The 23,285-nt window shown below is 68.7% G+C and carries 19 protein-coding genes; 7 read left to right on the plus strand and 12 right to left on the minus strand.

The window, feature by feature from the left end; translation table 11 throughout:
• Nucleotides 1–88: 88 nt before the first annotated feature.
• From AB0I12_RS40355 to ssd, 7 genes are all read right to left on the minus strand, one after another.
• A complete protein-coding gene (locus AB0I12_RS40355) occupies nt 89–709 on the minus strand; it encodes a response regulator transcription factor (protein WP_359941054.1) in 621 nt (206 codons plus the stop codon).
• Between the two features lie 586 nt (nt 710–1,295).
• Nucleotides 1,296–1,679 carry a TadE family type IV pilus minor pilin gene (locus AB0I12_RS40360; RefSeq protein ID WP_359941056.1) on the minus strand — a complete coding sequence of 128 codons (384 nt, stop codon included), beginning with the start codon at nt 1,677–1,679 and terminating at the stop codon, nt 1,296–1,298.
• A 700-nt stretch (nt 1,680–2,379) separates the two neighbouring features.
• The gene (locus AB0I12_RS40365) at nt 2,380–2,781 is read right to left on the minus strand and encodes a DUF4244 domain-containing protein (protein ID WP_359941059.1); all 402 of its coding nucleotides are present in this window, start codon (nt 2,779–2,781) and stop codon (nt 2,380–2,382) included.
• Nucleotides 2,782–2,895: 114 nt separating this feature from the next.
• Nucleotides 2,896–3,612: a type II secretion system F family protein gene (locus AB0I12_RS40370; protein ID WP_359941062.1), complete on the minus strand. Its 717-nt coding sequence runs from the start codon at nt 3,610–3,612 to the stop codon at nt 2,896–2,898.
• A 221-nt stretch (nt 3,613–3,833) separates the two neighbouring features.
• The gene (locus AB0I12_RS40375; protein WP_359941065.1) at nt 3,834–4,400 is read right to left on the minus strand and encodes a type II secretion system F family protein; all 567 of its coding nucleotides are present in this window, start codon (nt 4,398–4,400) and stop codon (nt 3,834–3,836) included.
• Nucleotides 4,401–4,732: 332 nt separating this feature from the next.
• A complete protein-coding gene (locus tag AB0I12_RS40380) occupies nt 4,733–6,436 on the minus strand; it encodes a TadA family conjugal transfer-associated ATPase (RefSeq protein WP_359941068.1) in 1,704 nt (567 codons plus the stop codon).
• Nucleotides 6,433–7,527 carry a septum site-determining protein Ssd gene (ssd, locus tag AB0I12_RS40385; protein WP_359941071.1) on the minus strand — a complete coding sequence of 365 codons (1,095 nt, stop codon included), beginning with the start codon at nt 7,525–7,527 and terminating at the stop codon, nt 6,433–6,435. The genes AB0I12_RS40380 and ssd overlap by 4 nt, the downstream gene beginning before the upstream one ends.
• Nucleotides 7,528–7,730: 203 nt before the next feature.
• On the opposite strand from ssd, the gene AB0I12_RS40390 reads away from it, so the two are divergent.
• Both AB0I12_RS40390 and AB0I12_RS40395 read left to right on the plus strand, forming a co-directional pair.
• The gene (locus tag AB0I12_RS40390; RefSeq protein WP_359941074.1) at nt 7,731–9,461 is read left to right on the plus strand and encodes a glycosyl hydrolase family 18 protein; all 1,731 of its coding nucleotides are present in this window, start codon (nt 7,731–7,733) and stop codon (nt 9,459–9,461) included.
• Between the two features lie 28 nt (nt 9,462–9,489).
• Entirely contained in the window at nt 9,490–11,031 is a 1,542-nt protein-coding gene (locus AB0I12_RS40395; protein ID WP_359941076.1) for a cellulose binding domain-containing protein, read from the plus strand.
• Nucleotides 11,032–11,063: 32 nt separating this feature from the next.
• On the opposite strand, the gene AB0I12_RS40400 is transcribed toward AB0I12_RS40395, so the two are convergent.
• Together AB0I12_RS40400 and AB0I12_RS40405 are read right to left on the minus strand one after the other, a co-directional pair.
• Nucleotides 11,064–11,837, minus strand: coding sequence for a hypothetical protein (locus AB0I12_RS40400; RefSeq protein WP_359941079.1), 774 nt, complete (start codon nt 11,835–11,837; stop codon nt 11,064–11,066).
• A gap of 79 nt (nt 11,838–11,916) precedes the next feature.
• Nucleotides 11,917–12,804: a LysR family transcriptional regulator gene (locus AB0I12_RS40405; protein WP_359941082.1), complete on the minus strand. Its 888-nt coding sequence runs from the start codon at nt 12,802–12,804 to the stop codon at nt 11,917–11,919.
• A gap of 71 nt (nt 12,805–12,875) precedes the next feature.
• Between AB0I12_RS40405 and AB0I12_RS40410 the strand changes: the two genes are divergently transcribed.
• Nucleotides 12,876–14,087 carry an MFS transporter gene (locus tag AB0I12_RS40410; RefSeq protein ID WP_359941085.1) on the plus strand — a complete coding sequence of 404 codons (1,212 nt, stop codon included), beginning with the start codon at nt 12,876–12,878 and terminating at the stop codon, nt 14,085–14,087.
• A gap of 4 nt (nt 14,088–14,091) precedes the next feature.
• Nucleotides 14,092–14,541, plus strand: coding sequence for a YbaK/EbsC family protein (locus AB0I12_RS40415; protein WP_359941088.1), 450 nt, complete (start codon nt 14,092–14,094; stop codon nt 14,539–14,541).
• Here the strand turns inward: AB0I12_RS40415 and AB0I12_RS40420 are convergent.
• Together AB0I12_RS40420 and AB0I12_RS40425 are read right to left on the minus strand one after the other, a co-directional pair.
• On the minus strand, nt 14,538–15,440 hold the full coding sequence (locus tag AB0I12_RS40420; RefSeq protein ID WP_359941091.1) for a helix-turn-helix domain-containing protein: 903 nt from the start codon (nt 15,438–15,440) through the stop codon (nt 14,538–14,540). The two genes, AB0I12_RS40415 and AB0I12_RS40420, sit on opposite strands and share 4 nt — an antisense overlap.
• A gap of 2 nt (nt 15,441–15,442) precedes the next feature.
• Nucleotides 15,443–17,116: a glycoside hydrolase family 18 protein gene (locus AB0I12_RS40425; RefSeq protein WP_359941093.1), complete on the minus strand. Its 1,674-nt coding sequence runs from the start codon at nt 17,114–17,116 to the stop codon at nt 15,443–15,445.
• A gap of 415 nt (nt 17,117–17,531) precedes the next feature.
• Here AB0I12_RS40425 and AB0I12_RS40430 point away from each other — a divergent pair, with 415 nt between their 5' ends.
• Nucleotides 17,532–18,329 (plus strand): HAD-IB family hydrolase, encoded by a 798-nt coding sequence (locus AB0I12_RS40430; RefSeq protein WP_359941096.1) that lies wholly within the window; start codon nt 17,532–17,534, stop codon nt 18,327–18,329.
• A 293-nt stretch (nt 18,330–18,622) separates the two neighbouring features.
• On the opposite strand, the gene AB0I12_RS40435 is transcribed toward AB0I12_RS40430, so the two are convergent.
• Nucleotides 18,623–19,396 carry a cell filamentation protein Fic gene (locus AB0I12_RS40435; RefSeq protein WP_359941099.1) on the minus strand — a complete coding sequence of 258 codons (774 nt, stop codon included), beginning with the start codon at nt 19,394–19,396 and terminating at the stop codon, nt 18,623–18,625.
• A gap of 24 nt (nt 19,397–19,420) precedes the next feature.
• On the opposite strand from AB0I12_RS40435, the gene AB0I12_RS40440 reads away from it, so the two are divergent.
• Entirely contained in the window at nt 19,421–21,484 is a 2,064-nt protein-coding gene (locus tag AB0I12_RS40440; RefSeq protein ID WP_359941102.1) for a CDP-glycerol glycerophosphotransferase family protein, read from the plus strand.
• A gap of 133 nt (nt 21,485–21,617) precedes the next feature.
• Nucleotides 21,618–23,282 (plus strand): arginine--tRNA ligase, encoded by a 1,665-nt coding sequence (argS, locus tag AB0I12_RS40445; protein WP_359941392.1) that lies wholly within the window; start codon nt 21,618–21,620, stop codon nt 23,280–23,282.
• Nucleotides 23,283–23,285: the final 3 nt, after the last annotated feature.

Below are 23,285 nucleotides of genomic sequence, written 5' to 3' on the forward strand. Positions count from 1 at the left end.
CACCGCCCACAACTCATCAGAAATCACACCCGAACGCAGCACCGAACAAGCATCAACCACCCAACCCCGACGATTTAGCAGACACGCCCTAGTCAAGAAGCCAGCCGTTCCGTTCCGCGATCTCGACCGCGTCGGATCGAGTGTGCGCACCAGTCTTGCCGATCGCCGACCACAGTCGGGTACGGACGACACGCTCGGACACGTCGAGCTTCTGTGCCATCAGCGCGACCGATCCACCGTCCCGCGCCGCGCGAAGAGTGTCTGTCTCGTCAGCGTTGAGCGGAGTTTCGGAGTACCGGAGGTTGTCGGCCGCGAGGTTCGCGTCGACCACCCGGAGGCCCAGGTGCACCCGCCGTACCGCATCCGCCAACTGCGGTACCGGACTGCCCTTCAACGCGAATCCTTTCGCACCGGCATCCAGCCCGCGGCGCATGTGCACCGGCCGCCCGTACGTCGTGAGCATGACGACCCGGCACTCCGGCATCGACGTACGCAACTTGGTGGTCACAGTGATGCTGTCGTTGCCCGGACCGGCCGCGTCGAGCAGCGCGACGTTCGCCCGATGCCGTTTGGCGGCACCCACGACGTCGTCAGATCGGTTGAGCTCGGCAACGATCTTCAGATCGCGCTCACGCTCCAGACCGCTGCGAAGCAAGCCTCGGCTGAGGATCTGGTCGTCAACCAGCAGCAGCCGAATCGGGTCGGGCAAACGAGCCTCCGAGGTAGCATCCGGGCGCCGGGGAAGTACGTCCGGGAACATGAGCAGTACTCGGTTCCCGATCATGGAGCGCCGGTCCGTACGTCGTCCACATCAACGCGGCATCTCTACCAGATTGCGACCAGATCGCGATCACCGGAGGACCGGCCGCACGACGAGTGGTTGACGAGGCGACATCAGACCGGGCCGGCTCGCGCGGCCGTGCTCAGAGTTGGACGTGCTATTCGGAGGTCCAACCGCAGCGACACCTCAACAGTCACCGCGTCGGACGAGACCAAGCACGCGGTCAGCTGCACCTTGTTGAGCGCGGCTGTTCGCTCTGCTGTCGCGCAAGGCGTTGCAGGCGGTCTGGTGCCCGTGGGTTTCTGCTCGCCCGGATCGGCCTGACCAGTCGCATCGACGGGGTCGGACGCATCGAGAGAATCAGCGGCGCTCAGCGCGGTCATGTCGGCCGCCGCGGTGAGTTTGTGGCGGGCGGTGGAGATGGCCGTCCAGAGGACCGCCGCGGCGAGCACTGTGCAGAGGAGTACGACTGCGAACAGGGTGTGAAGCGTGGCGCTGCCTCGTTCGGAGCGGGTCATGGCGTCTCCGGCTCCGCTTGCAGCATGGCAGTTGCTGTGAGGCTCGCGGGAGAGAAGACACCGAGCAACGGCGGGGCATGTGCGGGCACGGCAGTGACTACCACTTTGATGTCTGATGCCTCGCGAGTGATGACGAACGTGCCTGTCGGAACGGTACGGCGTCCGATCGCTTTCGCCTGATCGACCGGCTCGCCACGCGCGACCGCCCGGGCGACGTCGCGGGCAGCATCGATGCATCTGATGTTCAGCACGACCAGTCCGATGGACCAGATCCCCAACAACAGAACCGAAACCAACACCGGCAGCACCAACGCCATCTCGGCCGTCACCGCTCCCCGCTCACCCCGCCGCCGCAATCCGCCAGGCTTCGCCTCACCCATTGGACGAGCCCTAGACCCGCCAACCGCCGCGCGCTCTCCGCCTCCGCTCCCGTCAGTCCCGCCACCACCGTCGCCACAGCCATCGCGCTGAGCAGGCGTGGGCCCATCAACGCGGTCGACGGTGTAGCTGAACCAAGTGACGCGATCGAACAGGACCACCCGCCTGACCCGGTCAACGCATCTGCCAACGCCGGCCCCGCCGGCCCCATCGGCCCCGTCGGCCCCGTCGGCACGGCTGGCACGGTCGGCGCAACTGGCAGGGTCGGCGCAATTGGCCCGGTCGGCACTGCTAACACAGTCGCCACGATCGGCGCGGTCGGCGCGATAGGCCAAGCTGGCACCGTCGGCGCGGATGGCCCGGGTGGCACTGTCGGCGCGGGTGGCGCGGGTGGCGCGGGTGGCGCGGCTTGCGCGGCTTGCGCGGGTGGCGCGGTCGGGGTGGGCTGCCGCGGATTTGGCTGCGGCTGGGGTGGAAGAGTCTGGGTGGTGGGGCATGAGACTCCTTGGGGTGGCGGCCGGTCGAGGAGGGGGGCATCGACCGGCCGCCGGATCGAGGGTGGAACGCGTTGGTGAGATGGCTTGCTAGGGCTGGGCGGTTGGCCGTTTGACGGGCTGGCTGTTGAGCGCGCGTTGCCGAGCTCGGGTTAGGAAGGTCCTGCTCGGTGGGTGACTGAACGTCCGGCGGGTGGGCTCGGTTGAGTTAGATGTGTACGCCTTCTACGCCGGCGATCTTCAGGCCGTAGTTGATGATGGCTTTGAGGGCGCCTTGCATCGCTGGGGACCTGAGGAGGGCGACCAGTACGCCGCCGAGGCCGCAGGCGGCGACGATGGCTACGGCGTACTCGGCTGTGATGGCCCCGCGTTCTGCGTGGGGTCGGAGATGGTGGATGGGGTTGCCGTGGAGGCGTCGGATCGACTTGGCGGGGAGTCGGCAGACCTCTTCGCGAGAGGTGCCTTCGCGGCGGGTGCGGCTGCGGGCGTGATCGCCGACCCAGACGGGAGCGCTCTTCGGCGCATCGAGCTCGAGCTCCGGATCAGCTTTTAGGGCTTGGGGAGCGGTGGGATGGGGGCGGTTGCTGGTGGCTGCTGTTGCCTTGGGCATTTGGGCCTCCTGCGGGAGCGGGCTGGGGGTGGTGCGTGGGGTCGTTGGTAAAGGTGCCGTTGTTGGATGTCCTTTTTTCAAGGGAGTTTTGGGTTGTGGATACGGGTGGTGTGGTCAGGGGTGGAGGAGGTACGGGATGAGGGCGTCGGCGATTGTGGGGACGATGGAGAGGAGGACGAAGGCGGGGAGGAAGCACAGGCCAAGGGGCAGCGTGGCGCGGGATTCTGCGGCTCGCGCTTGTTGGTCGGCGAGGTGGTGATGGGCGCGGCGGGTTTCGTCCGCTAGGTGGTCGAGGGTTTTGGACAGTGGGGCGCCGGAGCGGAGTGAGCGGGAGATGGCTCGAGCCATCGGGGCGCAGGATGGTTCGGCTCGTAGATGGGACCAGGCGGTGGTTGGGTCGGCGCCCAATGCCAGGTGGTGGGCGATCTTCGTGAAGACGTCGGCCAGGGGGCCGGGTAGGGCTTCGGCTACGAGAGCGAGGGCTTGTTGGGGTGAGCGGCCGACTCGGAGGCAGGCGGTCAGGAGGTCGATCGCGAGGGGGAGGTCGTGGGCTATGCGGGCGTTGCGTTGTCTGGTGGTGGCTGGTTCGAGGCGGGACAGGGCTCGGGGGATGGCGTAGTACGCGATTGCGCTTGGGATTAGGCCCCACGGGAGGCCGAGGATGGTGAGGGCGGCTAAGGCCGCGCCGGCTGCGGCCAGGCGGTGGGATCGCGGGGGTTGGGGGCGGGATCGGGGGCGGGGTGGGGTTAGGCGGCGGAGGTTGGGGTGGGGTGGGGTCAGGAGATAGATGCTTATGGCAACAGCCGTTGCGGCGGCCAGGATGTGGGGCATGCGAGGTCTCGAGGGAGCGGGAGTGAGTTGGGCAGGGAATGCTTGGGTGAGGTGAATATCGGAGGGCGGCGGAAGCAGGCGAGGTGCAGTGCCGGTGCTGGAGGCCGGGTGGGGTGCGACTGCGCTCAGTGAGGCGAAGCGGCGGGAGTTGGCCAGGTGGGGTGGGAACGCCGTAGGTCAGGTGGGGTTGGCGCACGGCAATGGGGTGGTGGGGGCGCGGGTCAGGGGTGCGGGGTGGAGATTCGGGTGGTCCAGTGGAGGCCGGTGGTGGTTAGGGCGAGGCCTGTTAGTAGGCAGAGCCAGCCTGGTGGGGTGGTGGTTAGGAAGGTGAGGGGGTCGGCGCCCAGGAGGTAGCCGATGGTTATGCCGAAGGCCGGGAGGATGGCGAGGATTCGGGCGGTGGAGCGGGCGCCGGCGAGGCTGGATTGGGTTTGGCGGTGGATGGATTCGTCCGCGCGGAGGGAGTCGGCGAGGCGTTCGGTGAGGGTGGCGAAGGCGGCGCCGGATTGTTCGGTGACGCGCCACGCTGCGGCTAAGGCTCGGAGGCTGGAGGCGCCGGGGGTGGTGGCTGCTCGGGTAAGGGCAGTGGGGACATCGGCACCGAGTTTGGCTGCGGCGTGGGCGAATTCGAAGTCTGGGCTGATGGAGGCGGCGCCTTCCAGGGCGGCTATGGGTGGGCGGCCGGCTGTTAGGTCGGCGGCGAGTACGTCGAGGGCTTCGATGATGGTGGTGCGGCGGGTTGCGATGAGTTTCTGCTGTTGATGGTGGGCGCGTTGGTTGGCTATCAAGGCCAGGATGACGGCGATCGCGAGGGTTGAGACGAGGGCTTGGGGGCCGAAGAGGGCGGTTGCCAGGGCGGTTGGTGGGGCGAGGAGCCAGGCTCGGGGCAGGCGGGATCGGAGGTGGCGGCTCGGCGGGCGGAGGGCGGTCGGTTCGAGGCTGGTCGGTTGGATGCCTGGCAATTGAGCGTGGGGCGATTGGGGGTGGGGGTTTGCTTGGGTGGGTGGTCGCCGGGCGGGTGGCGTGGTGCGGGTTGTCAGACGGTGGAGGCCTGGTGGGCGGGGTGGCAGAGCGAGGGCGCAGGTGAGGAAGGCCAGGATGGCGGCGACGAGAGCTGAGGTCATGCGGCACCGGCAGCGGGCGTGGGAACGGAGCCGGGGGCTGGCATTGGGACCGGGACGGGTGCGGGCGCGGGGAACTGGCTGGGTGCGGGAGCGGGAACGGCATCGGCGGCAGGTGTGAGAGCGGAGCCGGGTGCGGGGGTGAGAGGCGAGCCGGAAGTAGGCGTGAAACCCGAGCCGGCAGCAGGCGTGGGAGCGGTGTCGGCGGCATACCCGGGGCCGGGGCCAGAGGTGGGAGCGGGAAGGGCGCCGGTGGCGGGCGGGGGAACAGCGTCGGCGGCGGGCATGCGGGCTGCACCGGGTGCGGGCGTGAGAGCTGCACCGGGCGTCAGAGCTGTGCCGGGTGTCAGAGCTGTGCCGGGTGTCAGAGCTGTGCCGGGTGTCAGAGCTATGCCGTTGGCAGGCGTGACGGGAGAGGCGGTGGTAGGAGTGGGCGCCGGGCTGGGGGTTGGCGTGAGTGCTGAGCGGGTGGCGGGTGTGGGAGCGGAGGTGGGGGTAGGTGTGAGTGCCGAGTGGGTGGCGGGTGTGGGAGCGGGGGGTGGGGTTCTTGGGGGTTTGTTGGTGAAGCGGTGGGATGGGGGGTGGAGGGTGAGGGTGTTGTTGGGGTGGAAGGTGACCGCGGGGTGGGTGGTTAAGGGGGCGTTGGGGGGTTTGGTGAGGGTGTGGATCTCGGTGATTCGGCGGTGGCCGTTGGGGGATCGGGTTAGGTGGATTACCGCGTGTAGGGCTGAGGCTGCTTGGCTGTGGATGGCGGAGGGGGTTAGGCCTGCCAGGGCGCCTAGGGCTTCCAGCCGGGCGGGGACGTCGGCGGCGGAGTTGGCGTGGATGGTGCCGCAGCCGCCTTCGTGGCCGGTGTTGAGGGCGGTCAGGAGGTCTACTACTTCGGGGCCTCGGACCTCGCCGACGACCAGGCGGTCGGGGCGCATGCGGAGGGCTTGGCGGACCAGGTCGCGGAGGGAGATCTCGCCAGTGCCTTCGATGTTGGGTGGGCGGGCTTCCAGGCGGACCACGTGCGGGTGGTCGGGGCGGAGTTCGTTGGCGTCCTCGACCAGGACGAGGCGTTCGGCGGGATTCGCCAAGGACAGCAGGGAATTGAGCAGTGTGGTCTTGCCGGTGCCGGTGCCGCCGCTGATGAGGAAGGCCAGGCGGGAGTCGAGCAGGTCCTGGAGGATTGCGGCGCCTGCTTGCGGGAGGGCACCGGCGGCTACCAGGTCGTCGAGGGTGAAGACCTTGCGTGACGGGACGCGGAGGGACAGGCACGTGCCTGGCGCGGCGACCGGGGCGAGGACGGCGTGGAAGCGGGTGCCGTCGGCGAGGCGCACATCGACGTACGGCGTGGAGTCGTCGAGGCGGCGGCCGGCCGCGGCGGCGAGGCGGGTGGCGAGGCGGCGGATGGCCGGCTCGTCGCCGGTGCGGATCGCGACGAACTCGAGTCCGCGGCCGCGGTCGATGTAGACCTCGTCCGGGCCGTTGACGAGGATGTCGGTCACACCGGGCTCGGCGAGCAGGCTGTCGAGCGGTCCGGCGCCGAGGGCCTCCCGGCGGAGGGCGGTGACAACCGCGAGGACCATGGAGTCGCCGCAGACGGTGCCGTCGGCGCGGAGGGCTGCCGCGACGTGAACGGGCGTCGGCTCCGCGCCGGTGAGTGCGAGAGTGCCGCGGACGCGGTCGAGTAGGTCTGCGGGCACAACTGCCGTGGTCATGTGGGCACCTGCCTGGTCAGGACGGACGGATCAGGTGGAGTGAACAGGTCCAGCAGGGCGTCGGCGGCGCGAGTCAGCGGGCTTCGGGCGTGGAGTGGAAAGTGGCCGTCGTCCATCGCGGCAGGAAGGCTGCGGTCGACTCCGAGCTTGGTTGCCAATGGCAACTCGAGGTGAGCCGCGACATCGGCAGCGGAGGGACCGGGGCGGGAGTCGCGCGCGACCACGCGGAGGTCACCGGCAACGGCCCGGAGCGGGCCCGCGAGACGCTTGGCGGCGGCGACCGAACGGACGTCGCACGGCACGACGAGCAGGGTGGCGGTGGAGCGGACGAAGCCTTCCTCGACAGCCGGATCCGCGCGGCGAGGCAGGTCGAGGACGACCAGATCGGTGCTGCGCTGGGCAGCGCCGATGACCGAGCTCATCGTGTCCGGGGGCAGGACTGTGACGTCGGACCGGTCCCACGACAGGACCGACAGGCCGTCGACCGAAGGGAGTGCGGAGCGAAGCGCGGCCGCACTGATCCTGCCTGCTGCGTTCAGCAGTTTGGGCCAGCGGTCGCCCGGGTCGCGCTCGATACCGAGGGCGAGCTCGATCCCGCCGCCGAGCGGATCGCCGTCGATCAGCATCGTCCGGAGGCCGCGTCGGTTGCCGAGGACGGCCACCGCGGCAGCGAGAGTGGTCGACCCCGCTCCCCCGCAGCCGCCGACGAACGCCAGGGTGACAGCGGCGCGAGTGCCACCGTCCAAGGTGTCGGACAGCTTGCCGGCCAGCAGCGGTTCGTCGTCGGGCAATCGGCAGACGGCATCGGCACCGACGTCGAACGCGCACCGGTAGAGGTCGTCGCCGTCCGCAGTCGAGCCGACCACGACGACCCCGGGCCGGTGCGCGGGCTGGACGCGGGCCAGCGGCTCGGCGAGGTCGCGGCCGACGACGACCAGCGAGCAGGTGTGCCAACTGCGTCGCAGGCCGGGCAGGTGCGCCTCGACCAAGGGCGTGACGGATGCGGCCGCGGCCAGCCGGAGAAGGTCGTCGAGCAGGGTCTCGTTGGTGGTTGCCATCAGCACCGATGGGGGTGGTGAGTTCGTGTCCATACCTAGAACATGCCGTTGTCCGGCGGCTTCCGGGAACGTCACCGGATCCCTGTGGACAAAGGGTTGTCGGGTTTCCGTCAGCAGCGGGAACCCGCCACGACGAGCCCGCGACCAACCCGCCGGGAACGGTTACGGTTCCTTTCGAAGCGTCTTTAACTAAATTTCACCGGACCGCTTCCGTCCCATCGCTCCGGAGGAACCTGATGAGTCGATTACGCACGCTCGCCGCCACGGCCGCCGTCGCGGCCACCGCCCTGATCACCGCCGCCGGCGTCTCGCTCGCGAGTCCGGACGCCACGACGGCCGACGCAGCCACCGCGGCGCCACAGGCGACCAGCGGCGGCGTCAAGACGGCGTACTTCACCCAGTGGGGGATCTACGCCAACGGCTTCTACCCGAAGAACATGGTCACCACCGGGGTCGGCGCGAAGCTCGACTTCCTGAACTACGCGTTCGCCAACATCGACCCGGTCAACCACACCTGCTTCATGGCCAACAAGGCCGCGTCGCAGGACGAGAACAACCCCAACGCCGGTGACGGCGCGGGTGATGCGTTCGCCGACTACGGCAAGTCGTACGGCGCGGACATCAGCGTCGACGGTGTCGGCGACGTGTGGAACCAGCCGATCCAGGGCAACTTCAATCAGCTCAAGAAGCTCAAGGCGAAGTACCCGAACCTGAAGATCCTGATCTCGATCGGCGGCTGGACGTACTCGAAGTACTTCTCCGACGCGGCCTCCACCGACGCCAAGCGCAAGGCTTTCGTCAGCTCCTGCGTGAACATGTTCCTCAAGGGCGACCTGCCGGTCATCGACGGCTTCGGCGGTCCCGGTTCGGCGGCCGGCATCTTCGACGGCGTCGACATCGACTGGGAGTACCCGGGCTCGCCGAACGGCCACGTCGGCAACCACTACAGCCCGGCCGACAAGCAGAACTTCACGCTGTTGCTGGCCGAGTTCCGCGCGCAGCTCGACGCGTACGGCGGCCAGACCGGGAAGCGGTACTACTTGACCGCCGCAACGCCGGCCGGCCAGGACAAGATCGCCACGATCGAGACGAACAAGATCGGGCAGTACCTCGACTACAACAACGTGATGACGTACGACATGCACGGCGGCTGGGAGGCCACCGGGCCGACGAACTTCCAGGACCCGCTGTACACGGCTCCGAACGATCCGAGCAACCCGATCCCGCCGGGTCAGGGCAAGTACTCGATCGACTCCGCGGTGAAGGCCTGGACGACCGGCGACGCGGCGTACGGCATCCCGGGCGGGTTCCCGGCGAACAAGCTGAGCATCGGATATCCCTTCTACTACAGGGGATGGAAGGGTGTCCCGGCCACCGCGAACGGCAAGTATCAGACCGCGACCGGACCGGCCGACGGGCACGCGCTGAGCGGCAACGTGCCGGGCGTCTCGTTCTACAAGGAGCTCACCGGCTTCGTCGACAACCCCTCGGCGACGTACTTCGACGACACCACCAAGTCGTCGTGGTTCTACAGCAACGGCACGTTCTGGTCCGGTGACAACGCCCAGTCGATCAAGGCCAAGGCCGACTACCAGCACTGCAACGGACTGGCCGGCGCAATGATGTATTCGCTCGAGGCACTCGACCCGAACGTCACCCTCTTCAACAACGTGGTAGACGCGGTCAACGCCGACACCGCCGGCTGCAGCGGCCCGCCAACCACCACCCCGCCGACGACGCCTCCCACGACGCCGCCGACCACCCCGCCCACAACTCCGCCCACGACACCGCCCACCACGCCCCCGACGACTCCCCCAAGCACAGCCACTCCGTGGGCGCCCAACACGGCGTACGCAACCGGTGCGCTCGTGACCTACGCCGGTGTCACCTACAAGTGCATCCAGGGCCACACGTCCCTGACCGGCTGGGAGCCGCCGAACGTCCCCGCACTGTGGGGACGGGTCTGATCACGTACCACCCACTGATCGGAGCATCATGAAACGCATCTCTCTGGCGATCGCGGCCATCACCGCGGTGGTCATCGCTCTGCTGACCGCACAGGCAGCCAACGCGGCAGGTGTCACTGCCACCTTCACCAAAGTCTCCGACTGGGGCACTGGCTTCGAAGGCAAGGTGACCATCACCAACGGCACCACGAGCTCTCTCAGCACCTGGTCGGTCGCACTGGACTTCCCGTCCGGCTACACGGTCAGCTCCACCTGGGACGCCAACCACACCAGCAGCGGCCAGACGCACACGTTCACCCCGCCCAGCTGGGCCGGACCGCTCGCCCCAGGCGCAACTGCAAGCTTCGGCTTCAACGGCAGCCCGGGCAACTTTCCCGGCCTCGCCGCCTGCCGGCTGAACGGCGGCTCGTGCTCGGGTGGCGGTGGCGGCACGGTCCCGGCCGCACCCACAGGTCTGTCCGGTACGTCGACAGCGTCGTCGGTGAGCCTCACGTGGTCAGCCGCGTCGGGTGCGACCAGCTACAACGTCTACCGCAACGGTACGAAGGTCGGCAGCCCGACGGGTACGTCATACACGGACTCGGGACTGACCGCGAACACGACGTACAGCTACCAGGTCAGCGCGTCGAACAGCGCCGGTGAGGGACCGAAGAGCGGCACCATCTCGGTCAAGACCGGCACCGGCGGCGGAAACACCGGAACCAAGCAGGCCGCGCCGTACCTGTACATGGGCTGGGGCGACCCGCCGAACCCGGCGACGGTGATGAACGCGACCGGCATCAAGTGGTTCACGATGGCATTCATCCTGTCGTCCGGCGGCTGCAACCCGGCCTGGGACGGCAGCCGCCCGCTGCAGGGCAGCGCCGACGCCAACGCGATCGCCCAGATCCGCGCCGCCGGCGGCGACATCGTGCCGTCGATCGGCGGCTGGAGCGGGAACAAGCTCGGCCCGAACTGCAGCACGCCCGAGGCGCTGGCCGGCGCGTACCAGCAGGTCATCAACGCGTACGGCCTCAAGGCGATCGACGTCGACATCGAGAACTCCGACGAGTTCGAGAGCGAGGTCGTCCAGGACCGCATCCTGAACGCGCTGAAGATCGTCAAGCAGAACAACCCCGGCATCACGACGATCCTGACCTTCGGTACGTCGACGACCGGCCCGAACTACTGGGGCAACCGCCTCATCGAGCGGTCCGCGGCGCTCGGCGCGAACATCGACGTCTTCACGCTGATGCCGTTCGACTTCGGCAGCTCGAACATCTACAACGACACGGTCGGCGCGTCCCAGGGGCTGAACAACAAGCTGAAGTCCGTCTTCGGCTGGACCACGGCGCAGGCCTACGCGCACCAGGGCATCTCCGGCATGAACGGTCTGTCCGACCAGCAGGAGATGACCACCACCGCGACCTGGCAGAACATCACCAACTGGGCGAAGAGCAACGGGCTCAGCCGGCTGGCGTTCTGGTCGGTCAACCGCGACCGCGGCTGCGCCGGCGGCGGCGTGGTGTCCAACTGCAGCGGCATCGCCCAGGGTGACTGGGACTTCACCCGCATCACGGCAGGCTTCTGACCTCGAGGCTGAGTGCGGCCGGCAGGCCGCACTCAGCCGGCCTTGATCGCCTCGATGATCAGGCCGTTGCGGGCGTTCTGCCCGAGCGGGACCGACGGGTGCAGACCGTCGCGGAGCAGCCGGGCCAGCCGGTTCGGGCTGGAGGCCAGGTGCTCGGCCCAGTGCACGATTCGCAGGTTGTCGTAGCGCCGCTGCGCGTCGGCGAGCTGCAGGTTGATCCAGGCGCTGTTGCGCTGGTCGGCGACCTTCACGTCCGGGCCGTGCGCGGTACGAGCCGCCTGCACGTTGACCCAGTAGACGATCCGCTCGTCGCCGACGATGCTCATGGTCCGGTCGACCTGCGCCTCGACCGCCGGCGGCGTGAAGATGTCGTTGGACCCGACCGACATCAGGATCCGGTGCGGCAGGCCGTACTCCTGCGCCCAGGTGTCCAGCGCGTCGACAGCCGGCGTCACCGGGCGGCCGGCCCAGTTGTGGACGGCGATGGTGATGCCGAGCTGGTTCAGCTGCCGGGCGAGCGCCGGGCCGTCCTGCACGCCGATGCTGTCGCCGAACATGAAGACGCCGTCGGTCTCCCGGGTGCGGCGGATCTGTCCTTCGTTCGAGATCGCGCGCGCCTGGCGCTCCCAGGCGCCGAGCACGCCGGAGCCGTAGGCGCCGAGTGAGAGCAGTCCGGCGGTGGCTGCCGCCGGGGAGCCCGGAGTGGCCTCGGCCGTGCCGGCGGCAACCGTCGACGCAGCCGCCGCGGTCCCGGCCGCGAACAGCAGCCGGCGACTCGGCCGGAACGAACCCAGACGCTTCCTCACGCACGTAAGGGTGCGGGGGAAAGCCCTCTCTCTGCAAGTCGACAGCGAGAAAATGGAACGAAGGCTACGGAAGTCACAGTCAACTCGTCGTCGCCGGACGGGACCGTACGAACGCCCGGAATCGCTCCGCGGCCGGGGTCAACGGCGCGCTCAGCCGCCACGACATCCCGATCTCCCGTCGCGACCGTACGCCGGCCAGCGGCACGGACACCGCCCCGCTGTCGTTCCCGCGCACCGCACCGGCCGGCAGGATCGCCACACCGAGCCCGGCACCGACCAAACTGTCGATCGTCGCGAGGTCGGTCGCCTCGAACGCCAACTGCGGGCTGAACCCCGCCTCACGACACAGCCGGTCGGTCACCCGCCGGAAACCGAAGCCCGGCTGCAGCCCGACGAACGCCTCGTCCCGCGCCGCCTCCAGCTCCACCCGGTGCCGGGACGCCAGCGCATGCCCGGGCGGTACGTGCAGACAGAGCCGCTGCCGCTCGAGGAGATGCCACCCGAAGCGTGACGGGTCCGGCCGCGGCGCAACGATCGCGATCTCCGCCTCACCCGTCTCCAGGTCCTGGACGATGTCGTGCGCGGGCTCCTGCCGCAACTGGAACTCGACGCGCGGAGCCACTGCCCGGAAGGCCTTCAGCAGGTCAGGCATCAAGCTGGTCGCGACCGAGTGCAGAAACGCCAGCCGCACGGTGCCGGACTCCGGATCGAGCAGAGCGTCGATCTGTCGCTTCGCCGTGTCGACCGCTGTGACTCCGGCCCGTGCGGCATCGAGCACGAGGCGGCCGTACGGATTGAGCCGTACGCCGCGACGCTCCCGCTCGAACAGCGGTACGCCGAACGCGCGCTCGACCCGTTGCAGCGACCGGGAGAGGTTCGGCTGACTGGTGCCCAGCGCGGCGGCCGCCTCGGTCAGGTGCTCGGTCTCCGCGAGTACGGCGAACCAGCGCAGATCCTCGACATGCATACCGAAATTGTATCGATTGCTGTCGAGATCGACATTTTACGTATCGGAAATCCCGTGCGACCGTCGAAGACATGCACCAGTCCGTCGCCCACCAGACCGGGTACCTGCCCGGCGACCCGGAGTACCGCAAGCTCTCCGTCGCACTGTTCGCGGCCGGTCTGGCGACGTTCGCACTGCTCTACAGCACGCAACCGCTGCTGCCGGAGCTCGTCGACGCCTTCCATGTCTCCCCCAGCCAGAGCGCCTTCAGCGTCTCGTTCGCGACGTTCGGTCTGGGGTTGGCGTTGCTGATCGCCGGTCCGGCATCCGAGGTCCTCGGACGGACCAACCTGATGCGCTGGTCGGTCGCCGCGACGTCGGTCTTCGCGCTGCTCAGCGCATTCGCGCCGACCTGGCACCTGTTGCTGGCCTTGCGGGGTCTGCAGGGAATCGCGATGGCCGGCCTTCCAGCCGTTGCCATGGCGTATCTGCGGGAAGAGGTGCACCAAGACAGCCACGCACGCGCCAGCGGCCTCTATATCGCCGGTACGGCGGTCGGCGGTATGGCGGGACGTCTCATCGCCGGCGGGTTGTCCGACCTCGGCGGATGGCGCTTCGCGACCGGCGGGATCGCCCTGGTCGGCGTACTCTGCGCCGGTGTCGTGTGGCTGCTGCTGCCGGCCTCACGGAACTTCCACCCGACCGCTGCGCGACCACATGACCTCTTCCGCGTACTGCGGGACCCGGCGTTGCTGGCGCTCTACGGGATCGCTGCGACGGCGGTGGGCGCGTTCGTGGCCGTCTACAACGGAGCGGTCTTCCGCCTGTCCGGCTCGCCGTACGCGCTGAGCGCCGGCGCGGCCGGGCTGGTGTTCTGTGTCTATCTGCTCGGCTCAGCCGGGTCAGCCACGGCCGGAACGTTGGCGGATCGCTACGGCAGGCGCAAGGTGGTGCCGGTCGGGTGTCTGATCACTCTGGCCGGCGTGGCGATCACCCTGGCCGCGCCGCTACCGCTCATCATCCTGGGGCTGGCTGTGATGACTGCGGGCTTCTTCGCGGTGCACGGCGTGGCCAGCGGCTGGGTCCCGGCGAGGGCGCACGCGAGCGGAGTCGGAACGGGGCAGGCGTCGAGCATGTACCTCTTCGCGTTCTACCTGGGGTCCTCGGTCTTCGGCGGCCTGGCCGGTACGGCGTGGAGCCACGCTGGGTGGACCGGAGTCGCCGGGGAGGCAGGGGCGCTGTTCCTCGTCACGTTGATCCTCGCCGGCCTGCTCCGGAACGTTCCCAGCCGGGTGCAAAACTGATCCGGTGACCAGAGCCACGGATGCTGCCGACCAGTTGGGACTCGCCTACGAGGTAACCAGGCACGGCCGGGTGAACTCGCTGGAGGAGGCCGCGGCGGCCCGCGGGATCGAGCCGGCGCGGCTGATCAAGACGATCGTCGTCCGGCTGTCCGACGACGACTACCGGTTCGTGCTGGTGCCGGGCGACCGGGAGATCGCGTGGCCGAAGCTGCGCACGCTGCTCGGCGTGAACCGGATCTCGATGCCGGACAAGGACACCGCGTTCGACGTCACCGGCTACGTCCGCGGGACGATCACGCCGCTCGGGAGCACGCACGCCTGGCCGGTGATCGCCGACGAGCGGATCACCGGCACAATCTCGATCGGCGGCGGTGACCACGGCGTCGGGATCACCGTCGACGCCGTGGCACTCGCCAAGGCTCTCAACGCCACCGTGGCTGACGTGACCGATTAGACCAGCAGTCCTTGCTGGCCTGCTCGGAGTCCTGCCTGGAAGCGTGTGGTCGCATCCAGCGCCTTCAGGATGCGCTGCATGCGGCGTTCTACTGTGCGTTGGGCAACCCCCAGTCGGCGGGCGATGGCTTGATCCGTCAGGCCGGCAGCGGCCAGCGAGAGCAGCTGCTGGTCCTCCGAGGTCAACGGACCATCCGAGGACACTGACGGCGTCAGCGGGCTGGCTTGCTGCCACAGCAGGTCGAAGAGGCGCAGCAGGGCGTCCAGCAGGCTTGACTGACCGAGCTCCACCACGACGTCCTGAGCAGTCGGCAGCAAAGCGGTACGGCGGTCGACGGCGACCAGCTTCAGCGGTACGTCGCGCAGCATCCGGCAGCAGCCGGACGAGCGAGCGGCCGCCAGGTCGCCCGGCTGGGACAGTGAGTCCATGTCGTAGATCGCTCGGTAGGTGATCCCGCGCGGGACCGCGACGTACGGCACGCGGTCCAGCACGAGCACCTCGTCCTGCGCACACTGCTGCGCCTGATAGAAGCGCTGGGCGATCGCCTCGGCGCCACGGATGACCGTGAACGCGTCCGGCTGCCGGAACTCGGCCGTCAGCACCGCAGCGCCCAGTCGCGCCTCGACGATCGCCGCCTGCTTCCGGAGCGCGAGCAGCTCGACCGCGGCCTCCGGTACGGCGGGCAGGTATCTGGCCGGACGGCCTGGCGTACGGGACGCCAGGCCGAGGGACAGCAGTGACTTCAGGTGCCGGCCGACGCGGTTGGCCGGCCAGCCGACGTACGAGGCCAGCTCGGTCGCAGTGGACTCCGGGCGGGCCAGAAGCGCCCGGTAGAGCTGCTCGTCCTCCGAGCAGACACCGAGCGCCTCCAGCAACGGAGTCGGTCGATAGTTGTGCATGATCAGGGCAGCGAGTGCACGTGGCCGCCGACCTGGGTCGCGAACTGGTTGCCGTTCGACGCGTCCCAGTTGGTCGACCAAGTCATCGCGCCGCGCAGCGACGGCCAGGGAGTGCTCGGCTTGTAGTTGCCGCACCCGGTGCCCTTGGTCAGGCAGTCCAGTGCGTTGTTGACGACCGACGGCGCGACGTACCCGCTCCCGGCCGCCCTGGACGACGCCGGCAGGCCGAGACCGACCTGGTCGGGACGGAGCCCGCCCTGCAGCATGATGCAGGCCTGGGCGGTGATGAAGTCGACCGAGCCCTGCGAGTACACCTGGCCGTCGCAGCCGTTCATCGAGCCGGAGTTGTAGTACTGCACGTTGACGATGGTCAGGATGTCCTTGATCGCCAGCGCGAGCTTGAAGTACTCGAACGACGTGCTCTGCATGTCGATCGTCTGCGGCGCCATGGTGATCACCAGCCCGCTGCCGAACTGGCTCTGCAGGCTGTGCAGCGCCTGACCCATGTACTGCGCGTTGACGCCGTTCTCCAGGTCGATGTCGATCCCGTCGAACCCGTAGGTCCGCAGCACCGAGAGCGCGCTCGACGCGAAGTTGGCCGCGGCCGTCGGATCCGCCACCGAGATGGTGCCGTTCTGGCCGCCGACGGACAGGATGACCTTCTTCCCGGCCGCCTGCTTCGCGGCGATATCCGCCTTGAACTGCGCGACCGTGTACCCGCCGAGCCCGGCGCTGTCCAGCGTGAACGTGATGCCGCCCGGCTTCGACGGATCGGCGTCCGCGAAGGCGACCGCGATCAGGTCGTACGCCGCCGGCACGTCGGAGATCTTCTGCACCGTCGCGCCGTTGTTGAAGTTCTGCCAGTACCCAGTGAGGACATGGGCCGGGAGGGCAGCGGGCGGGTTGGTGCCGCCCTCGGAGGTCGTGCCGGACACCGCAGCGCCGTACGCCGAGCAGTTGCCGCTCGGGTCACACGCCCGCACCTTGAACGAGTACGTGGTGGAGGCGCTCAGCCCGGTAGCGGTCCAGGTGGTCACGTTGCCGACGCTCTGCGCCGCCCCGGTACCGCGGACGACGTCGTAGTGGTCGATGCCGCTCGCGTCGGTCGCCGCGGACCAGGTCAGCTTCAGCGAGCTCGAGGTCGGACTGCCGACCGACAGGCCAGCCGGCGTCGACGGCGGCGTGGTGTCCTGCGTCCCGCCGGGCCCGTCCAGTACGACGTCATCGACCTGGTACGCCGGCAGCGCGTACCAACTGTGGACGTAGATCGTGACGGAGCTGGAGGCGCCAGTGGTGAACGGCACCGTCAGCTGGCTCCAGCCGGAACTGGTGGTCCACGTCGAAGGACCACCGTCCACTCCGAGGTAGACGTTCGAGCCCTTGACCCACGCCGAGAGCGTGTACGCCGTATTGGGCTGGACTGCTATCGACTGCGAGCACCGGGCGATGTCGCTCCCGCTCGGGGTGGCCGACAGCGCGTACGAGCCGGAGTGTGGGGCGGTCGTCGTGACGCTGCCGGCCGGGCACGACCAGCCGGAGAGTGTGCCGGACTCGAAGCCGGCGTTCGTGACGAGGTTGGTGGCCGCGGAGGCGGGACCGGGGACCAGGAAGGCCATGACTACGACGAGCAGGCTGATGACGACCGCTGCCTGGGGGCGGTGTGCAGGCGGTTTCATGCCTTACAACCTGTGACCGCGCAATTACATTGTCAAGACCCTGCATAAAGTGAGAACGCTCCCACGCGCAGAAAAACGAGAATCTTTACGGTTACTTGGCTGAGCCGGGAAAGGCGACGGCCCCCGGCGGGGGGGTGACCGGGGGCCGTCTTCGGCCACGGGCTCGGGGGGAGGAGCCGGGGGCCGTTCAGGAGGCGACAGTCTGCCACTGTCAGAGGGTATGTACCCCCTGGACCGGGCCTCACACATCTCAGTTCGATTTCAACCGATTATGTGTCACCCAGGCGCTGGACCCACCCGATCAGGCGCTTCCAGCCAGTGTCACTGTCACACTGCTCACCAGTCTAACGGGATACCGGCCCACGCAAAAGCCCGGGTCCCCCGGCGTTTCGCTCCGATCTCTATCCTCGACTCCATGGCGCACCCTGGGACGGCTCGATCGGCGGCATTCTTCGATCTGGACAAGACCATTCTGGCTCGCTCGAGCACGCTGGCCTTCTCGCGGCCGTTCTACGCCGGCGGCCTGATCAACCGGCGGACCGTGCTGCGCAGCGCCTACGCCCAGTTCGTCTACCTGCTCGGCGGCGCGGACCACGACCAGATGGAGCGGATGCGGGAGTACATCTCCGCGATGTGCACCGGCTGGGACGTGTCGACGGTGAAAGCGATCGTCGCCGACACCCTGGACCACATCGTCCGGCCGATGATCCACAGCGAGGCGGTGGAGCTGATCGAGCAGCACCACGCGGCCGGCCGGGACGTGGTGATCGTGTCGTCGTCGGGCGCCGAGGTGGTGGAGCCGATCGGCGCGATGCTCGGCGCCGACCGGGTGATCGCGACCCGGATGGTAGTTGCTGACGGCAAGTACACCGGCGAGATCGCCGAGTATGCGTACGGTCCGTACAAGGCGACCGCGATCCAGGCGCTGGCCGCGGCAGAGGGTTACGACCTGGCCGCGTCCTACGGGTACTCGGACTCGATCACCGACGAGCCCCTGCTGGCCGCCGTCGGGCACCCGTACGCGGTCAACCCGGACAAGGCGTTGCGCCGGGTCGCGGTCGAGCGCGGCTGGCCGATCCTGGAGTTCGCCGAGCCGGCCGAGCGGATCGGATTCCAGGGCGTACGGCGACCCGCGCTGGCGGCCGCGGTGGTCGCCGCGATCGCCGCCGGGGCGCTGCTGCTGGCCTCCCGCCGCCGGTCCCGGGCGAGCTGAGAGCTGAAGCGCGCTTCATACTTCTCAACTCCATGAAGCACGCCGCATCCCCTTCCCAGAAAGGGGTTTCAGGAGTACAAAGGAATCAACAAAGGACCTTCGGGTCCGGTAGAGATTGCACGGAAACTCAGGTACCCACGCGGCGACCAGCCCATCCCAAACGGGCAGCGCGACCCAGGCCAGTCCTGTGGCGGCAAACCGGTGCACGCATGGTAACCAGGGCAACGTGCCAGCGACGGCGTTCTCCCACGAGAGCGCCGTTCGCACGTTCGGCCGAGCATCCGGGGACGCGCTCAGGAGGCGAGCGGCGACAGCTCGGCACCTTTTGTCACGACCTCGCAGGACCGCAGCAGCCAATCACGAACACCCGTCAGTCCTCGCGCTGTGTAGTCGGTGAGGCCGGACGCATAGCTGGCTCGCAACACATAGTGACCACCCTCAGGGACCGTGACCGCGACCGGGTCGATGCCCCGGGCAACCAACAGGCAGCGCTCGGCGGCCCGGGCGACCAGTCCGTTCGCCGCCGGGAACGGGCGCAGCACGGCGAGTTCGGCGTGCACGATCGCCGCGACGACCAGGCCGGGCGCCTTCGTCGGACGGGTGAGACTCTGCGCGAGAGCGCTCAACCGCTCCCACATCTCGTCGGCGCCGGGGGCCGGCGGCAGTCCGGGAATATCGTCGGGTACGGGTTCCGCACTGGTCCGGAGATGACCCAACTGGTCTTCGGGGAGCAGATCGGCCGCGGCCAACTGGTGCAGTCTGGTCCAGACCTGCACCGGGGCCTTGTCCAACTGCGGAGCAAGCGTCATCAGTTCGCCGGTCAGCCGGACCGCGCCGGAGGCCAGTCCGTCGGCGGTGCCCCGGCGTACGTCGTCCGGTGTCGCCGTACTGCCGGCCAGCGCGGCGGACGCGTGCGCCCCACGCAGCAGCGCCTCCGCGGTCATGTCCGAACCGACCCGGCGCAGACCCCGGTCCCGGAGCAGGACGTCGACCGCGTCCCGGGCCGCCCGGGCCGCCGACCCGACCCCCTCCAGACCACCCAACGGCTCGAACACGTCAACACTCATACCTGCACCCTAGGATGACTAGGCATGGCGCTCGGCACCGTCCCCAGGTTCAGCATCGTGGTCCCCTGCCATGGCTCGCGGGCGTGGTTGCGGCCGTGCCTGGACTCGGTGCTCGGTCAGTCGTTCACCGATTTCGAGGTGATCGGGGTCGACGACGCGGACCCGGACGGCTCCGGACGGATCCTGGACGAGTACGCCGCCGCCGACCCGCGGGTCCGGGCGCTGCACCTGGAGGAGAACATCGGCCTCGGCCCGGCCCGCAACGCCGGCCTGAAGGAGTGCCGCGGCGAGTACGTGCTCTTCCTGGACGCCGACGACGAGTACCTGCCCGGCTCCCTGGAAGCGATCGCGACCCGGATCGACAACGCGCGGCAACCGGACATCGTGATGTTCGACTACGAGCGGATCTACTGGGACGGCCGGGTGCTCGGCAGCCAGCGGCACGATGCGTTCGCGCGCGAGGGCGCCGGGGTGTTCACGGCGGCCGAGCGGCCGATCTTCCTGACCTTTCTCGAGGTGGTCTGGAACAAGGCGCACCGGCGGGAGTTCCTGACCCGGCACGGTTTCGCGTTCACCAGCGGCTTCTACGAGGACGCGCCGTGGACCTACTCGACGATGCTCACCGCCGAGCGGATCGCGACCCTGGACCGGGTCGTCGTGCACTATCGGCAGCACCGGACCGGCGGCAACATCCACGCCACCAGCGGCCGCCGCCAGTGGGACATCTTCGACCAGTACGACCGGGTGCACGCGTTCATCCAGTCCGACCCGGACCTGGCCGGCTGGCGCCGGTTCGCCTTCGACCGGTCGCTGGATCACATCCTCGCCGTGCTCGCCAAGCCCGAGCGGATCGACACCGAGGACCGGGCCGAGTTCTTCCACGCTGCCCACGCGTTCGCCAAGCGGTGGAAGCCCGAGGGCTACAGCACCGACCGGACGGCCCGCGGGTTCAAGCGCTGGCTGCTGATCCACGACGACTACGCGACCTACTCGACGCTGAAGCTGAGCGCGCGGATGCTGCACGCCCCGAGCCCGCGCAAGCGGGTCGGCAAGCTGCTGCGCCGCGGCAAGCTCGATCCGAACCTGGTCGCGTACGCCGCGGGCGGGTGCACGCAGTACGCCGGCAATCCGCGTGCGATCTGCGAGAAGGCGGCCGAGCTCGCGCCGCAGCTGCGCGGGGTCTGGGTCGTCGACGAGGAGCACGTCGGCGCGATCCCGGAGGGCGTCGAGTACGTCGTCGCGGACTCCCCGGCGTACGAGAAGCTGCTCGGAAAGGCGACGTACTTCGTCAGCGACGCGAACTGGCCGAAGGACCTGGACAAGCGCCAGGGCCAGGTGCACCTGCAGACCCAGCACGGTACGCCGCTGACGACTGTGGCGTTGTCCGTGGAGGGCAAGGACGACCTGATGCGCGCGGTCGACCGCTGGGACTTCAACCTGTCCTCGAACCGGTACTCCTCGGAGATTTGGGAGCGCATCTACCCCTCGTACTTCGAGGAGCTCGAGTACGGCTACCCGCGCAACGACCGGCTGCTGACCGCGACGCTCGACGAGGTCCGCGCGATCCGCGCCGGACTGGGGTACGACGACTCGCACCTGGTGATCCTCTACGCGCCGGCGTCCGACGAGCGCCTTGATTCGGACCGGCTGGCGACCGCGGCCGGCGAGCACACCCGCGTGCTCGGCATCGAGGAGCAGGCGCGGGCCGAGGACCTGATGCTGGCGGCTGACGTCCTGGTCTCGGACCACTCGTCGATCATCTTCGACTATGCCAATCTCGACCGGCCGATCCTGCTCCTCAATGACGACCGGACCGACACGTACTTCGATGTCGCCGAGTTCCCGCCCGGCGTTGTCGCGCGCTCCGCCGAGGAGTTGTTCACCGCGCTGCGCAACGGCACGTTCGCGGCGCCCGAGGCGGCCAAGCACCGGCACCTGTTCCGGGAGAAGTTCTGCGAGTTCGACGACGGCCGCGCTGCCGAACGCGTCGTCCGGCGGGTGTTCCTGGGCGAGCTCGAGCTCCCGGCGGTCACGCCGTTGGCCGACCGGTCCCCGGCCCCCTCGGCGTACTTCGTGCATAATGGCTGACATGTCGATCAGCCTGAAGCCTGTCCACACCTTGCGTGTGCGCTTCAGCCTGCGACGACGACGCACTGTCTGAACACCTCAGCCTGTTCCAGTCGCGTCATCTTCGGTGAAGGACCACGTCATGTCCGCAGTTCTGCCTGTCCTGTCCACGAGACTGTCCGCTGCCGCCGCGGCCGCCTTCGGTACGCCGTACGACCCGGAGTTGCGGTCGGCGACCAAGCCCGAGTTCGGGCATTACCAGAGCAATGTCGCGCTGCGGATCGGCAACGCCCTCGGCCTGCCGCCGCGGTCGGTCGCCGAGCGGCTGATCGCCGAGCTGCAACTCGACGATCTCTGCTGGCCGCCGCAGATCGCCGGACCTGGATTCATCAATCTGACGTTGCTGCCCGAGACGCTCGCCAAGGCGGTCAACGAGCCCGAGACGTTCGGCAGCAACGGCCGGCGGGTCGTCGTCGACTACTCGCAGCCGAACGTCGCGAAGCAGATGCACGTCGGCCATCTCCGGTCGACGGTGATCGGCGACGCGCTGTGCAAGGTGCTCGAGTTCGTCGGGTACGACGTGATCCGGCAGAACCATGTCGGCGACTGGGGCACGCAGTACGGGATGATGATCGAGCAGTTGCTCGACGAGGGGATCACCGCGCAATCCCTTGATCTGCAGGGATTGCAGCAACTGTACGAGCGGAGCCGGAAGCACTTCGACGGCGACGACGCCTTCGCCGACAGGTCGCGGCTGCGGGTCGTCGCGCTGCAGTCGGGTGATCCGGAGACGCGGACGATGTGGCGGCACATGGTCGACGTGTCCCTCGACGACTTCGACCAGGTCTACGCGTTGCTGGGTTCCGCACTGACCAGACAGGACGTCGTCGGCGAGAGCGCCTACAACGACGACCTCCCGCACGTCGTCAGCGACCTGGAGCAGCAGGGTCTGCTGACCGAGTCCGACGGCGCCCTGTGCGCGTTTCTCCCCGGGTTCCAGGGCCGGGACGGCGATCCGCTTCCGGTGATCGTCCGGAAGTCCGACGGCGGATTCGGTTACAGCGCAACGGACCTCGCCGCCGTACGTCACCGGGTGAGCACCCTGAAGGCGGACCGGATCGTCTACGTCGTCGACCACCGGCAGGCCCTGCATTTCGACATGATCTTCACCCTCGCGAGAACCGCCCACTGGCTCGACGTACCCGCAGAGCACGTCTCGTTCGGCACCGTCCTCGGACCGAACGGAAAGCCCTTCAAAACAAGAGAAGGCGGCACGGTCAAGCTCGTCGACCTGCTCGAGAGCGCGGTCGCCCGGGCCGACGCACTGCTGGACGGACGGGAGGGCGTCGACCGGGCCACGACCGCAAGGGCCGTCGGCATCGGCGCGGTCAAGTACGCCGACCTGTCGAGCGACCGGGGCAACGACTACGTGTTCGACCTGGACCGGATGGTCGCGATGACCGGCAACACCGGCCCGTACCTGCAGTACGCCCACGCCCGGCTCACCAGACTGCTCTCCAAAGCAGACGCATCAGGTGAGGTCACCGAGCTGAAGGACCCGGCCGAGCAGCGGCTCGCTCTCCTCCTCACCGGCTTCGGCGCGGTTGTCGAACAGGTCGCCGAGACGCTCCAGCCGCACAGACTCTGCACCTATCTGTACGACGTCGCCTCGGCGCTCTCGGTGTTCTACGAGCAGTGCCCGGTGCTGAGCAGTGAAGGCGAGACCAGAGCAAGCCGGATCGCCCTCTGCACCGCGACCCGGAAGGTGTTGCAGGATGGACTCGGCCTGCTGGGAATCGAGGCCCCCGATGCGATGTGAGTG

Origin of the sequence: Kribbella sp. NPDC050459, assembly GCF_040655315.1 — a bacterium.
Taxonomy (GTDB): Bacteria; Actinomycetota; Actinomycetes; order Propionibacteriales; family Kribbellaceae; genus Kribbella.

Excerpts from the sequence above, each read along its gene's own strand:
- AB0I12_RS40360 (WP_359941056.1), bottom strand. The coding sequence starts at position 1,679 with ATGGGTGAGGCGAAGCCTGGCGGATTGCGGCGGCGGGGTGAGCGGGGA.
- AB0I12_RS40365 (WP_359941059.1), bottom strand. The coding sequence starts at position 2,781 with ATGCCCAAGGCAACAGCAGCCACCAGCAACCGCCCCCATCCCACCGCT.
- AB0I12_RS40370 (WP_359941062.1), bottom strand. The coding sequence starts at position 3,612 with ATGCCCCACATCCTGGCCGCCGCAACGGCTGTTGCCATAAGCATCTAT.
- AB0I12_RS40380 (WP_359941068.1), bottom strand. The coding sequence starts at position 6,436 with ATGACCACGGCAGTTGTGCCCGCAGACCTACTCGACCGCGTCCGCGGC.
- ssd (WP_359941071.1), bottom strand. The coding sequence starts at position 7,527 with ATGGACACGAACTCACCACCCCCATCGGTGCTGATGGCAACCACCAAC.
- AB0I12_RS40390 (WP_359941074.1), top strand. The coding sequence starts at position 7,731 with ATGAGTCGATTACGCACGCTCGCCGCCACGGCCGCCGTCGCGGCCACC.
- AB0I12_RS40395 (WP_359941076.1), top strand. The coding sequence starts at position 9,490 with ATGAAACGCATCTCTCTGGCGATCGCGGCCATCACCGCGGTGGTCATC.
- AB0I12_RS40405 (WP_359941082.1), bottom strand. The coding sequence starts at position 12,804 with ATGCATGTCGAGGATCTGCGCTGGTTCGCCGTACTCGCGGAGACCGAG.
- AB0I12_RS40410 (WP_359941085.1), top strand. The coding sequence starts at position 12,876 with ATGCACCAGTCCGTCGCCCACCAGACCGGGTACCTGCCCGGCGACCCG.
- AB0I12_RS40420 (WP_359941091.1), bottom strand. The coding sequence starts at position 15,440 with ATGCACAACTATCGACCGACTCCGTTGCTGGAGGCGCTCGGTGTCTGC.
- AB0I12_RS40425 (WP_359941093.1), bottom strand. The coding sequence starts at position 17,116 with ATGAAACCGCCTGCACACCGCCCCCAGGCAGCGGTCGTCATCAGCCTG.
- AB0I12_RS40430 (WP_359941096.1), top strand. The coding sequence starts at position 17,532 with ATGGCGCACCCTGGGACGGCTCGATCGGCGGCATTCTTCGATCTGGAC.
- AB0I12_RS40435 (WP_359941099.1), bottom strand. The coding sequence starts at position 19,396 with ATGAGTGTTGACGTGTTCGAGCCGTTGGGTGGTCTGGAGGGGGTCGGG.
- AB0I12_RS40440 (WP_359941102.1), top strand. The coding sequence starts at position 19,421 with ATGGCGCTCGGCACCGTCCCCAGGTTCAGCATCGTGGTCCCCTGCCAT.